This is a genomic window from Sphingobacterium sp. BS-2 (genome assembly GCF_046161205.1).
Lineage (GTDB): Bacteria > Bacteroidota > Bacteroidia > Sphingobacteriales > Sphingobacteriaceae > Sphingobacterium > Sphingobacterium mizutaii.
Window position 1 is genome coordinate 211,690 of record NZ_JBIXGO010000017.1, and the last position, 14,059, is coordinate 225,748.

Annotated in this window: 13 protein-coding genes; 11 read left to right on the top strand and 2 right to left on the bottom strand. The window is 41.0% G+C overall.

All coding sequences use genetic code 11. The annotated features are described in order from the left end of the window. Positions 1-96: 96 nt before the first annotated feature. The 4 genes from guaB (at position 97) to nhaA (ending at position 4,717) form a co-directional block, all read left to right on the top strand. Positions 97-1,572: an IMP dehydrogenase gene (guaB, locus tag ACK2WI_RS09740; protein ID WP_093095148.1), complete on the top strand. Its 1,476-nt coding sequence runs from the start codon at positions 97-99 to the stop codon at positions 1,570-1,572. A gap of 158 nt (positions 1,573-1,730) precedes the next feature. Beyond that, on the top strand, positions 1,731-1,856 hold the full coding sequence (locus ACK2WI_RS09745; protein WP_093095150.1) for a 30S ribosomal protein THX: 126 nt from the start codon (positions 1,731-1,733) through the stop codon (positions 1,854-1,856). Positions 1,857-2,104: 248 nt separating this feature from the next. Further along, positions 2,105-3,541 carry an alanine/glycine:cation symporter family protein gene (locus tag ACK2WI_RS09750; protein ID WP_313368009.1) on the top strand — a complete coding sequence of 479 codons (1,437 nt, stop codon included), beginning with the start codon at positions 2,105-2,107 and terminating at the stop codon, positions 3,539-3,541. A 6-nt stretch (positions 3,542-3,547) separates the two neighbouring features. Further along, positions 3,548-4,717 (top strand): Na+/H+ antiporter NhaA, encoded by a 1,170-nt coding sequence (gene nhaA / locus ACK2WI_RS09755; RefSeq protein ID WP_409150575.1) that lies wholly within the window; start codon positions 3,548-3,550, stop codon positions 4,715-4,717. Positions 4,718-4,756: 39 nt separating this feature from the next. On the opposite strand, the gene ACK2WI_RS09760 is transcribed toward nhaA, so the two are convergent. Further along, on the bottom strand, positions 4,757-6,055 hold the full coding sequence (locus ACK2WI_RS09760) for a DUF389 domain-containing protein (protein ID WP_409150577.1): 1,299 nt from the start codon (positions 6,053-6,055) through the stop codon (positions 4,757-4,759). Between the two features lie 100 nt (positions 6,056-6,155). Next, entirely contained in the window at positions 6,156-7,025 is an 870-nt protein-coding gene (locus ACK2WI_RS09765; RefSeq protein WP_409150578.1) for a helix-turn-helix domain-containing protein, read from the bottom strand. 114 nt (positions 7,026-7,139) lie between these two features. Between ACK2WI_RS09765 and fucP the strand changes: the two genes are divergently transcribed. From fucP to ACK2WI_RS09800, 7 genes are all read left to right on the top strand, one after another. Continuing rightward, positions 7,140-8,390, top strand: coding sequence for an L-fucose:H+ symporter permease (gene fucP / locus ACK2WI_RS09770; protein WP_093095161.1), 1,251 nt, complete (start codon positions 7,140-7,142; stop codon positions 8,388-8,390). Positions 8,391-8,406: 16 nt separating this feature from the next. After that, positions 8,407-8,736, top strand: a complete 330-nt coding sequence (locus ACK2WI_RS09775; RefSeq protein ID WP_093097687.1) for an L-rhamnose mutarotase — start codon at positions 8,407-8,409, stop codon at positions 8,734-8,736. A 6-nt stretch (positions 8,737-8,742) separates the two neighbouring features. Further along, complete coding sequence (locus ACK2WI_RS09780; RefSeq protein WP_409150580.1) at positions 8,743-10,407, top strand: UxaA family hydrolase; 1,665 nt, start codon at positions 8,743-8,745, stop codon at positions 10,405-10,407. 34 nt (positions 10,408-10,441) lie between these two features. Beyond that, positions 10,442-11,206: an SDR family NAD(P)-dependent oxidoreductase gene (locus ACK2WI_RS09785; RefSeq protein WP_409150581.1), complete on the top strand. Its 765-nt coding sequence runs from the start codon at positions 10,442-10,444 to the stop codon at positions 11,204-11,206. Positions 11,207-11,339: 133 nt separating this feature from the next. Continuing rightward, positions 11,340-12,197: a fumarylacetoacetate hydrolase family protein gene (locus ACK2WI_RS09790; RefSeq protein ID WP_313368003.1), complete on the top strand. Its 858-nt coding sequence runs from the start codon at positions 11,340-11,342 to the stop codon at positions 12,195-12,197. A gap of 9 nt (positions 12,198-12,206) precedes the next feature. After that, positions 12,207-13,037 carry an amidohydrolase family protein gene (locus ACK2WI_RS09795; RefSeq protein WP_409150583.1) on the top strand — a complete coding sequence of 277 codons (831 nt, stop codon included), beginning with the start codon at positions 12,207-12,209 and terminating at the stop codon, positions 13,035-13,037. A gap of 5 nt (positions 13,038-13,042) precedes the next feature. Then, positions 13,043-13,831 carry an SDR family oxidoreductase gene (locus ACK2WI_RS09800; RefSeq protein ID WP_312697855.1) on the top strand — a complete coding sequence of 263 codons (789 nt, stop codon included), beginning with the start codon at positions 13,043-13,045 and terminating at the stop codon, positions 13,829-13,831. The last annotated feature ends 228 nt before the right edge of the window (positions 13,832-14,059 follow it).

Sequence of the window (14,059 nt, forward strand, 5' to 3'; positions counted from 1 at the left end):
ATGTCGATTTTATGTAAATAGTTATTTAGAGTTTTATTATTTTATAAATTTTCGTAAATTTGCCTCGCAAATAGGAAACCCCATTTAATATTTGCTATGCAATTAGATCCACAAAAATTCGTACAAGAAGGACTTACCTACGACGATGTATTATTAATTCCTGCATATTCAGAAATCTTACCTCGTGACGTAGACACAAGTACATTCTTAACTAAGAAAATCAAATTAAATATTCCTTTGGTATCGGCCGCTATGGACACTGTAACGGGTGCTGATTTAGCGATAGCGATTGCTCAGGCAGGCGGAATCGGTATGTTACATAAGAATATGACCATCGCAGAACAAGCTGCTGAAGTGCGCAAAGTAAAGCGTTCGGAAAGCGGAATGATCCAAGACCCGGTCACCTTATTGGAAAATGCTACCGTTGGTGATGCTTTTCAGATCATGAAAGATCATAAAATCGGCGGTATTCCAGTGATTAATTTGGAAAGTAAATTGGTTGGGATTGTTACAAACCGTGACCTTCGTTTCCAAAAGGATATGGCTCGTCCGATCAGTGAATTGATGACCAAAACCAATTTGGTAGTTGCTCCTGAAGGGACCGATTTGATCAAGGCTGAGGAAATCCTTCAGAACCACAAAATCGAAAAACTTCCTGTAGTTGATACAAACGGTGTTTTGAAAGGATTGATTACTTTTAAAGACATTCAGAAATACAAACACTATCCTAATGCAGCAAAAGATGAACATGGTCGTCTTTTGGTTGGAGCAGCGGTAGGTGTGACTCCAGATACCTTAGAACGTGTTGAAGCTTTAGTTAAAGCTGGTGTTGATGTGGTGACTATTGATACGGCGCATGGACATTCTCTAGGGGTTATCAATAAATTAAAAGAAGTAAAAGCGGCTTACCCGAACCTTCAGGTGATCGTAGGTAATATTGCTACCGGAGATGCGGCAAAAATGCTCGCTGATGCTGGTGCAGATGCGGTGAAAGTTGGTATTGGTCCTGGATCAATCTGTACTACCCGTATTATCGCAGGGGTAGGTGTTCCGCAATTATATGCAGTTTATGAAGTCGCTAAGGCTTTAAAAGGAACTGGAGTTCCTTTGATCGCTGATGGTGGTATCAAACAGACCGGAGATATAGCGAAAGCGATTGCTGCTGGTGCCAACACCATTATGGCAGGTTCCTTATTTGCAGGTGTTGAAGAGGCACCAGGTGAAACCATCTTATTAGAAGGTAGAAAATTCAAGTCCTATCGTGGAATGGGGTCTGTAGAAGCTATGGAAAAAGGTTCTAAGGATCGTTATTTCCAAGATGTGGAAGATGATATCAAGAAATTGGTTCCAGAAGGAATCGTAGGTCGCGTGCCATATAAGGGTACCCTAGCAGAAGTCGTTTACCAATATATCGGTGGTTTGCGAGCTTCTATGGGTTACTGTGGTGCTGCAACCATTGAAAAATTACAAGAAGCGAAGTTTGTCCGTATTACGGGAGCTGGATTGCGTGAGTCTCATCCTCATAATATCCAAATCACTAAAGAGGCACCTAACTACAATAGTAGAGGATAAGTTCGCCTTCATGGGGTATTTGAACAGGGTTATTATTTCAATAACCCTGTTTTTTTTATAGTCCTTTCCTTTTTAGCTTATTTTGTAATACGCCTCATTTTTAGTAACTTGAGAATCCAAAATATATTTTTATTTAACAATAACATAATAACTAGCTTATGGGAAAAGGAGATAAAAAAAGTAGAAAAGGAAAGATCATCATGGGATCATACGGTAAAAAAAGGCCTAGAGACCCCTGGAAACATAAGACTACAGTAAAGTCTACAGAAGAAAAATCTAAATAGAACATATTTTCTGAAATGTAAGAAGCATCTTGATGAAAGGTAAAACTGGATCAAGATGCTTTTTTTATGCTATGGATATTGGTTAAAATTATCCTTCCCTTAAATTTTCTGCTTGTATTTTATAGAAAAATTGGGTCAATTATTTCTATAAAATTAGCGTGATGTATAGAGATTATCTATGCAATAATTCTGTAAAGCATTGGAAGTATTCTATATTTTAGCGGACCTACCAATTGAGGGACGGATTTATGCAGGAAATTATAGATAAAATTTATAGTATAGTTTGGAGTGATGCTTTGGTGTACTTATGCCTTTTGGCTGGAGTATATTTTACGATTCGCTTTAAATTTCCCCAGTTAATTTATTTGAAAGAGATGGTCCGACTTCTCTTTAAAGGCAATAGTTCCAAAAAGGGAATATCCTCTTTTCAGGCATTTTCATTGGCCATTTCCGGCCGTGTTGGGACTGGCAATATTGCGGGAGTAGCCACAGCGATCGGAATGGGTGGACCAGGAGCCGTGTTTTGGATGTGGATCATTGCGTTTTTGGGCAGCTCTTCAGCGATCATTGAAGCAACGCTTGGCCAATTATATAAGGAAGAGAAGGATGGGCAATATCGTGGTGGTCCGGCATATTATATCCAAAAAGGATTAAAGAGTAGGGTCTTTGCGTGGGTTTTTGCCATTGTGACCATTATCAGTACGGGCTTTTTATTGCCAAGTGTACAGAGTAATAGCATTGCATTGGCTATGAAGTCGGCTTTTGACTTCTCGCCAATGGTCATTGGGATCTTTTTAGTATTGCTTTTGGGTTTTATAATCATCGGCGGAGTAAAAAGGATCTCTAAAGTTGCTGAATATGTAGTTCCATTTATGGCAGGTGCCTATATCTTGATGGCTGTAGTCATCATTGTCCTGAATATCCAACAAGTTCCAGCGGTTTTTAAATTGATCTTCCAATCGGCCTTGAATTTAGAGGCTACATTTGGAGGAATAGTTGGTTCTGCTATTTCTTGGGGTGTGAAACGTGGTATCTATAGCAATGAGGCGGGGCAAGGTACAGCTCCACATGCGGCAGCCGCTGCCGAAGTGAGCCATCCGGTAAAACAAGGCTTGGTACAAGGTTTTTCCGTTTATGTGGATACCTTATTCGTTTGTACAGCTACTGCTTTGATGATCCTGTTTACGGGTCAATATAATGTTGCGGATTCCGCAGGAGGCTTTATTGTACAGCATATCCCTGGGGTTGAAGCTGGACCGGAGTTTACCCAATTGGCAGTTTCGCAACATTTCCCTTCATTAGGAGCAGGATTCATAGCAATCGCATTGATGTTCTTTGCTTTTACGACGATCATGGCTTATTACTATATCGCAGAATGTAATGTGAGCTTTATCGGTAAAAATAGGAGTAGGACCGCCCTGATTTGGGTTCTGAGGGTAATGATTCTGGGTTCAGTCTATTTGGGATGTGTCTCAACAGCCAAGATGGCTTGGGATCTGGGCGATATTGGCGTAGGAATGATGGCTTGGCTAAACATGATCGCCATTATTTTGTTGCACAATAAGGTCTTGAAACTTTTTAAGGATTACAACCAACAACGGAAAGAAGGGAAAGACCCTGTTTTTAATAATTCGGAAACGAAGTTTTCGGATGTGGGGATTTGGGAGAAAAATAAAAATATATAATTACCTATGGCTAAATTAATTAATCTGAACGTTTTTAAGGATTTCTTTGCGTCAAGTAACGCGGGTGGGATCATGTTGTTTCTATGTGTTATCCTTTCCATGATCATTGCAAATAGTCCCTTGGCGGCATCCCTTCAAAATCTTTTGGACTTGCCATTAGGATTTGAAACTGAATCCATCCACTTGAAATATTCTGTTCTACTCTGGATCAATGATGGTCTGATGGCTGTTTTCTTTTTATTGGTAGGCTTAGAGATCAAACGTGAAATTGTAGAGGGTGAACTGTCTTCCCCTAAGAAAGCGAGTTTGCCGATTCTATGTGCTATTGGTGGTGCTGTTGTTCCAGCCTTGATCTATTTATCTTTTAATGCAGGACAGGAGACTGCAAGCGGCTGGGGGATTCCAATGGCAACGGATATTGCTTTTGCATTGGCAGTGATCAATTTACTGGGAAATAGAATTCCTTCCAGTCTTAAGATATTTCTAGCGGCATTGGCTATCGTGGATGATTTGATAGCGATCTTGGTTATTGCCTTTTTCTATTCATCTGGTATCGAATTGACTTATCTATACTATGCAGCTGCAGGAATGGTTGTTCTGATCTTGATGAATAGGTTCAATGTGTTGAATCCTTATCTATATTTGATCCCGGGAGTGTTTATTTGGTACTTTATCCACCATTCTGGTATCCACGCGACTATTGCTGGGGTTTTGGTGGCGATGACCATTCCTACCAATGATACGGCTATTGAATCGCCGTTGGAGCGCCTTGAGCATGCATTGACCAAGCCAGTAAATTTTCTGATCATTCCGCTCTTTGCTTTTGCAAATACCAATATTACCTTGGAAAAGGAAATGCTAGGCGGTTTGACCTCCGGCTTGGGTCTGGGAATATCATTGGGCTTATTGGTCGGTAAGCCGATCGGTATCTTATTAACTTCTTTTTTATGTACGAAGGCTAAACTGAGTTCATTGCCTGAAGGAAGTAATTGGAAGCATATTATCGGAGTTGGTTTATTGGCTGGTATCGGATTTACCATGTCCATCTTTATCGCAATCCTTTCCTTTAACGATCCAGAACATGTTTCAGAGGCTAAGCTTTCGATCTTATTGACTTCATTGTTAGCTGGAGTATTTGGCTATCTCGCCTTAAATTCCAAGAAAGAATATAAATAAAAGCAAAGGGAGGCAATTTGAAATGCCTCCCTTTGTTTTTTATTGATTTGTCCTTACGATTTGGATATTCCCTGTTTGCAGTTTGTTTTCCAGCCATTTCCTTAATTTGTCCAGCTCATCCGGATTTATTGGTTTTTGAGCATTGTAGGTAATGATGTTTTGATAGTGGCTGCTATCTGGAGAAACGACTACCAATTGCTTTCCTATGCTATAAGGGGCCAATTCCGGGAATAGGATGTTGATTTCTTTGATCAGGTTTTGATCGTCAAATGTATAGGTAGACAATTCTTTCCTTAAATTCTGGATCGTTACATCTTTCTCGGAAACATTGCGGGACTGCCTATTGATCTCCGCCAAGATATCCCTTTTTAGGTCGGTGCTATCCTGTCTGATCAAAAGCGCTGTATTTTCAATGTTGTATGAAGCTAATTTCATGTTCAGATCCTTGATTTCCAAGGAGTCGAATTTTTTGTCCAAGAAGGCTAGTTCTATCTTCTTTGGTCTGCTATTGAAATAGGTGTTCTCATATATTAGAGTATAGCCCTTGTTTACAAACTCATTCTGTATGAAATTATCAACATTTTGGCTGTATTTCTTTTCTTGAAGCAGGAGGTAGGCTAAATAGAAACTTGGAATCAATATCACCAAGATTAAGGTGCTGATGGTCCTTGTGATGCGTGTTTCCTTGGCTTGATCAACAAATTTTACTTTAGGGTATTTCAGTAATTTGACAATTAAGAAGGTGGATATACAGATAAAGAAACAGTTGATGGTATATAGATACAGTGCCCCGCCGAAATAACTGAAATTTCCGATGGCTAGTCCATAGCCTGCGGTACAAAGGGGAGGCATCAATGCAGTGGCGATGGCTACTCCTGGGATTGGGTTACCTTTTTCTACCCTGGTTAGGGCTATGACGCCGGCTAAGCCGCCAAAGAAAGCGATGAGGACATCGTAAATGTTTGGTGCTGTACGAGCCAGTAATTCTGATTGGGCTTCCTTAAAGGGGCTTAAAAGAAAGTATAAAAAGGATACAAATAGGCTGACGATCGTGGCGATGGCCAGATTCTTTATCGATTTTTTCAATAAGGTGAAGTCATAGGTGCCCAATGCAAAGCCGGCACCCACAATAGGTCCCATCAATGGAGAAATAAGCATGGCTCCAATGATGACCGCCGTGGAGTTTACATTCAAGCCTACCGAGGCCACGACAATGGCGCAGGCTAAAATCCAAACATTGGCTCCTCGAAAGGAAATGCTGGAGGTTACATTCTCTAAAACTTTGTCTTTGGCTTCTTCTCCAAAATGTAAGTTTAAAAATCTATAAAGTTTGTTCATGGCAGTGTGATTCTGCCTGCAAAAATATTGTTTAATATTAATTGAAAAAATAAAATGGTTTGCTTTCGGGAAATTTTACCAAGATCTATTGACTGGTCCCTTAAGTCCTGAACTGGTTGGGGGTGGTGCCTGTAATGCTTTTGAAAGACTTGTGGAAGCTCACAAAATTGTTGAATCCAGAATCATAGCAGACTTCCTTGAGGCTGATATTACTGTTTCGCAATTGAAAACAGGCATGCGAAATCCTTACTTCATTGATAAATTGCACCGGTGTCTTACCGGTTTTATGCTTGAAATACCTGCAAAATGAGTTTTCAGTCATCCCTGCTACCTTTGCCAAGTCCTGAAGCATGATTTTGTGCTTATAGTTTTCGCGGATGTAGCCCATTAGGCTATTCATCCTAAACTGGTCTTCAGACTGATTCAGGATAGAGTAATTTTCACTGATCAATTCCTCCGATAATAGGTTAGGAACCGCATTCAAGCACTCAAAGAGGAGGAAAAATTTGATCATTCCGCTAGATTGGATGCATTTTTGGATCTGGCTGTCAAAAAATCCATCTTGATCGATGGAAATATACCTTCCTCGGCTCGATTGGTCTAATAACTGTTTGATTTGAATCATCTCAGGGGCATGCAATAACTTCTCTATGCCAAAATCATGGATAAAATGCACCACGATACAATCAATGGGTTCTTCGGGCTTTTCGGGGTTGGATATTTCATCAAATAGCCAATAATGTGGGATCTGAGAAGGGATCAACACCGCAATTCCAGCATGGAAACTTTTGATGCGATCACCAATAAACAGGGTTCCAGACCCTTTTTTCACATAAACCAATTCCCATTCCTCATGATAGTGCCAGATGGATTGATACTTAGGGAAATAATCCCTGCGCATCTGGAAACTTTGATTTTCAGTTTTAGGGACAGCAAGTTGTTTGATGATCATGATGTCTAATTTATTCATAAAAATTGAATTGCAAAGGCAGACTATGGTAAAATAGTTTATTAATTAGGTAATATAGTTCAATACTTTCTGCTGAAATATCTCGTATTTAGTTTTTCAATTATATCCCACAACATGAACAATCGCAGTAACGCTGTAGCTATCGTATTAATCACATCCCTATTTTTTTTCTGGGGATTTATCCATAACCTGGACCCTATATTGATAGCTCACCTAAGAAGTGCTTTCAGTTTGACCCATCTTCAAGCCTCTTTGGTGGATTCAGCAGTGTTTATTGCTTATTTGGTAATGGGGATCCCGGCTGGTCTGATCATGCAGAAGTATGGGTATAAGGTTGGGATTTTAGTTGGATTGGTTCTTTTTTCGGTAGGTTGCTTTTTGTTTGTACCGGCAGCAAACACCATGAGCTATGTGTTTTTTCTATCGGCCCTGTTTGTGGTTGCATGTGGTATCACGATCCTTGAAACGGCTGCAAATCCATATATGACTGTTTTAGGCGATCCTAATACAGCTACGCAAAGGTTGAATTTCGCTCAATCTTTTAATGGTCTGGCTGCATTTGTTGCTCCAATCGTAGGCGGAAAGTTTATCCTGACTGAAGATCCAAAGACGGTGGAACAGGTGGCAGCTTTGACAGATGCGGAGCGATTGGCTTATATCCAAACGGAAACTGCTGTGGTAAAGGGGCCATATGTTATTTTAGGAATCATTATTTTGGTCGTGGCCTTGATCTTTTTCTTTATTAAACTTCCTGAAGTGAAAGAGGAAGAAGGTGAGGGAAAAGGCTTTTTAAAAGCCTTGCGACATAAAAATGTAGCTTGGGCTGTGCTAGCACAGTTCTTTTATATTGGTGCGCAGGTATGTGTTTTAAGTTTTCTGATTGTGTATGCCGTGGAAGTTTCAGGGATTGAGGCAAGGGATGCGAAATATTATGCTGGTGTAGCAGGTTTGATGTTTATGTTAGGACGTTTTGTGGGAACATTCTTTATGCGTTATATCGCTCCTGCGAAGCTGTTGTTGTATTATGCGGCAATTTCGGCCTTGCTAACCTTGCTTTGTATTTTTGGGACTGGCGTTATCACGCTTTATAGCATGGTAGCCATTGCATTCTTTATGTCGATCATGTTTCCGACGATCTTTGCAATTGGGGTTGAAGGTACTGGTGCTGACACCAAATCTGCTTCAAGTTTGATCATTATGTCCATTGTGGGAGGGGCATTATTGCCTCCTGTCTTGGGCTATGTATCTGATTTGACGGGACACATGCAGTATGGATATTTTGTAGTGTTGGTTTGTTTCTTGGTGGTGGCCTTGTTTGCTACCCAAAACAAGAGCGACAAGCTAACTGTTAAACAAGGACATTGATAAATAGAATATGAGTATTAAAAGATATGCCATGGCCTTGGATTTAGTGGATGATCCAAAAATGATCGCTGAATATGAAGATCACCATAGGCGCGTTTCTGCGGAAATAAAAAAGTCGATTACCGACGCTGGCGTGACGGTAATGGATATATATCGCTTTGCTAATCGACTGTTTATGATTATGGAGGTGGATGAAAGCTTTAGTTTTGAGCGCAAAGATAAAATGGATGCTGAGAACCCCGCTGTACAGGTTTGGGAGCAATTGATGTGGAAATATCAGCAGTCTATTCCAGGATCTAAACCTGGCGAAAAATGGGTAATGATGGAACAAATATTTGAATTATAGTACCAAATGGAAAAAGAGAGATTGGAGTTTTTACAAATCCATCCAAAAGATAATGTCCTGGTAGCTCTTCGCGACCTGCCAGCTGGCTATTCCCTGAAGTTTGAAGGGAAAGATATTACCCTGAAAAGGGCAGTTGCTGCGAAGCATAAGTTTACTATTGGTCCTTTTCGCAAGGACGATGAGGTTTACATGTACGGTGTATTGGTTGGAAAGGTGAATGAAGACCTGGAAAGCGGCGAGCTACTGGATGTAAACAACCTGCGTCATGCAGCTGATGATTTTAAGTTAGGAGAAAGGAAATTAGAGTGGCAGCAGCCAAATGTTTCTGCATTCCTAGGGAAGACGTTCCGAGGGTATCACCGGAGTAACGGAGCCGTTGGTACTGCAAACTATTGGTTGGTGATTCCATTGGTGTTCTGTGAGAACAGAAATGTGCTGACCTTGAAGTCTGCTTTGGAAGAAAAGCTTGGTTATCAAGTTGAATCAAAGGATTATTCTGATGAGGTTGATGAGTTGATTTCCAGGTATCAAAGCGGTGCTTCTGTTGACGATTTAATGTCAGTAGATCTAAGTGCTGCTAGAGAGAATAAAACAAAAAAGAGGCTGTTTCCCAATGTGGATGGTGTAAAGTTTCTCAACCATGATATGGGCTGCGGTGGCACTAGAATGGACTCTGATGCATTATGTGGTTTATTGGCTGGGTATATCACACATCCCAATGTAGCCGGTGCGACAGTGCTTAGTTTGGGCTGTCAGCATGCTCAAGCTTCCATCTTGAAAGCGGAGATTGCCAAGCGTGATCCTAATTTTGATAAACCGCTCTTTGTTTTTGAGCAGCAGTTTGAAGGAACTGAACAGGAATTGATGCAAAAGGCTATCAAATCCACCTTCACGGGCTTGGTAGAAGCCAATAAATTGGAACGCAAAGAAGCTGGATTGGATAAATTGTGCATTGGTTTGGAATGTGGTGGTTCAGATGGTTTCTCCGGTATTTCAGCAAATCCGGCATTAGGATATCTTTCAGATATGTTGGTGAGCTTGGGAGGGTCGGTGATACTTTCTGAATTTCCAGAGTTATGTGGGGTGGAGCAAGAATTGAGCGATCGCTGTGTAGATGAGCCTACCGCCGAGAAATTCATTCAATTGATGCGGACCTACAATGCAAAGGCAGAGGCAGATGGATCTGGATTTTATATGAATCCATCACCGGGAAATATCCGCGATGGTTTGATTACGGATGCGATTAAATCTGCTGGTGCAGCGAAAAAGGGTGGAACTTCCCCTGTGGCGGCGGTAATTGATTATCCCGAATTGGCCAATGGTCCTGGGCTAAACCTGTTGTGTACTCCTGGGAATGATGTGGAAAGTACGACAGCCGAAGTTGCTGCAGGTGCCAATGTGGTGCTGTTCACAACGGGCTTGGGGACTCCAACTGGAAATCCGATAACCCCTGTGATCAAAGTGGCATCCAATACAAAAGTTTTCAATAAAATGAACGATGCCATCGACCTCAATTGCGGAACCATCATCGATGGAGAAGAAAGTATTGAGGAAGCCGCTCATCGCATATTGGATTATGTCATTGCTGTTGCGAGTGGAGAACAAACTGCTAAGGCTGTTAAGCTTGGGCAAGATGATTTCATTCCTTGGAGACGTGGAGTTTCACTTTAATTAAGAAAATTAAAACATTTAAATACAAATAATTATGTCTAGGCTAAAAGATAAAGTAGCAATTGTGACGGGCGGCGCAAGTGGAATTGGGAAAGCCATTTCAACCTTGTTTGCCAAGGAGGGAGCAGTTGTGCATATCCTGGATCTGAACCCTACTGGTGGGGAAGAAACCAAGAAGTTGATCGAAGACGAAGGCGGAAAATGTGAAGTCCATATCTGCAACGTGAGCAAGCAAGTTGAGGTGTTGGATATAGTAAAGCAAATCGGCAAGGTAGATGTATTGGTGAATAATGCGGGTATAGCCCACGTAGGAAACCTTGAGGGCTGTAGCGAGGAAGATATGGACCGGATTTACCAGGTGAACATAAAAGGCGCTTATAACGCCTTATTTGCGGTCGTTCCAGTCATGAAGGCAAATGGTGGTGGTGCAATCTTGAATTTAGCTTCTATTGCCACTTTAGTGGGGATCCCAGATCGCTTTGCCTATTCCATGAGCAAGGGCGCCATGTTCGCCATGAGCCTATCTGTAGCGAAGGATTATTTGAAGGATAATATCCGTTCAAATTCCATCTCCCCAGCTCGAGTGCATACGCCTTTTGTTGATGGATTCATCGCCAAAAACTATCCAGGTAAGGAAGCGGAAATGTTTGAAAAACTTTCTAAAACCCAACCTATAGGTCGGATGGCAGAACCTGAAGAAATCGCGAAATTAGCCTTGTTCCTTTGTTCAGATGATGCATCGTTTATTACTGGTAATGACTATGCTATCGATGGAGGATTTGTTAAGTTGAATAACTAGCAATAAGAATTGAGGTCTGAGATTTGATAGAAATCTTCAAATGCCTCAGGTCTAGAAATAATAATATAATACTTCAAAAAGGATATGTAATGGGTTTGATTTTCTCAAATCTCATATCACAATACTTAGGAAAATGAAATTAATCAGATACGGAGAATCAGGAAGAGAAAAAATCGGTGTAAACATCGATGGAAAGAATTATGATGTTTCGGCATTTGGCGGAGACTATAACGAAGAATTTTTTACAGACAATGGATTGGCTCGATTGGAAGAGTTTGTGAAAGCGAATCAGGGGAAACTGATTGAGATTCCAGCAGATTCTCGATTAGGGGCTCCGTTTACGAGACCATCCAAGATCGTATGTATTGGCTTGAACTATAAAGACCATGCGGAGGAAACTGGAGCAAAGATTCCAGCAGAACCGATCATCTTTATGAAGTCTACGACTGCCTTGGTTGGGCCTAATGATCAGGTGATGATCCCAAGGAATTCTGTGAAGACCGATTGGGAAGTCGAATTCTGCATTGTTATCGGAAAGAAAGCTTCTTATGTCGAAGAGGCTGATGCTTTGGATTATGTTGCAGGCTATGTGCTGCACAATGATGTCTCTGAACGTGAATTCCAACTTGAACGTGGTGGAACTTGGGATAAGGGTAAAGGTTGTGATACCTTCGCGCCGATTGGACCATTTATGACGACGGCGGATGAAATACCAGATATCAACAACGTAAAACTTTGGTTGAAGGTGAATGGTAAAACTTACCAGAATGGTAATACCTCTAACTTAATCTTTAATGTACCTTTTGTGGTTTCCTATGTTTCGCAGTTCATGACCCTTTTACCTGGGGATGTTATCTCTACTGGAACACCTGCTGGTGTTGGTTTGGGCTTTGATCCACCAATTTACCTTAAAGCGGGAGATGTTATTGAATTAGGAGCAGATTACCTTGGTGAACAACGCCAAGAAGTAGTTGCTTTCCACAAAGGTTAAAATGATATTATGAGAATAGATACTCATCAACATTTTTGGCTCTATGATTCCGTAAAGGATGCATGGATTACTGATGAAATGTCCGCCATTCAGCGCAATTTCCTTCCAAATGATATTTCAGGTACGCTAAAGCAACTGGGATTTGATGGGGTGGTAGCTGTACAGGCGGATCAAACCCACCGCGAGACCGAATTTTTAGTAGAGCTTTCTCAAGTATATGCCCTGATCAAAGGTATTGTGGGATGGGTAGATCTCAGGTCCGAAAAGGTTGAGGAATATCTTCAAAACTTCTCAAAACATCAGGTTATCAAAGGGTTCAGGCATATTGTGGAAGGAGAGGATGATCCTGATTTTCTTCATCGTGACGAATTCTTGCGTGGGATTGCCGCCTTGACGAAATTCAATTATACTTATGATCTCCTTTTGCGTCCACGTCATTACCCGAGCTCACTGAAGTGTGTGGAAGCCAATCCTAATCAAGCTTTTGTACTGGATCATATTGCCAAACCTCCAATCAAATCCCAGGAATTTACAGAATGGGCCATCTATATTGAACAGTTGGCCAATTATCCGAATGTCCATTGTAAGATTTCGGGCTTAGGGACTGAGGCAGATTGGAAGCATTGGAAATTAGACCATTTTACGGAATACCTAGACCATGTTATCAAATGCTTTGGCAAGGAAAGGTTGATGTTCGGATCTGACTGGCCAGTATGTTTGTTGGCAGGGAGCTACGAAGATGCCCTTAAGATTGTGGAGCATCGCTTAGGAGATTTTAATGAACAGGAGTTGAAAGGGTTTTGGGGAGATAATGCGGTGAAATTCTACGGATTAAAATAGTTTATATGAACTTAAATTTAAAAGATAAAGTTGTTTTGGTTACCGGGGGAGCCAAAGGGATCGGGAAAGGAATTGTGGAGCTTTTAGCAGCAGAAGGAGCGATACCCGTTATTATAGGAAGAAAGGAAAAAGACAATCTTGCCGTAGAGGAGGAGTTAGCTGCCAAAGGCTTTAAATCATTTGCTGTCCAAGCTGAATTAACCAATCCAGAGGATTGCAAAAAGGCAATTGAAGCTGTGGTTGCTAAATGTGGTCGAATCGATGGATTAGTGAACAATGCGGGGTTAAACGATGGGGTAAGCCTTGAGAATGGCGATTACGACTCATTTGTCAAGTCCTTGCACAATAGCTTGGTTCATTATTACCTGATGGCCCATTACTGTCTGCCGGAGCTGAAGAAAAGCAAAGGGAATATTTTAAACATCAGCTCTAAAACTGCAGAAACTGGTCAAGGAGGTACTTCTGGCTATGCTGCCTCCAATGGAGGAAGGAATGCATTGACAAGAGAGTGGGCAGTTGAACTGCTACCTTATTCCATCCGTGTCAATGCCATTGTCGTTGCGGAAAGCATGACTCCACAATATGAAAACTGGATCAAGACCATTCCTAATCCTGAAGAAACATTGAAAAAGATAACCAGTAGGATTCCACTTGAAAACCGGATGACCACTGTGGAAGAAATCGCCAATATGGCTGTTTTTTTATTGTCAGATCGCTCTAGCCATACCACTGGCCAGTTAATCCATGTAGATGGGGGCTATGTGCACTTAGATCGGTCTTTGATTAATGACTAAGTATACCAAGATATATTTGTAATCAACCTTTAGTAAACTCAATTGAGCTGTTTTTATTTAAACAGCTCATTTTTTTTCTTCTATCGAAATCGAGGAAGGCCATAGACCTTGTGGTATCCAAATTGAATTGTTACAAAACGATAAACTTTATTAAAAATGTTGTTAGAATTAAAATAACTCCTGTTTTCATTGGATTATCAAATTTCATGGCCCTTTAATTTGTTCATT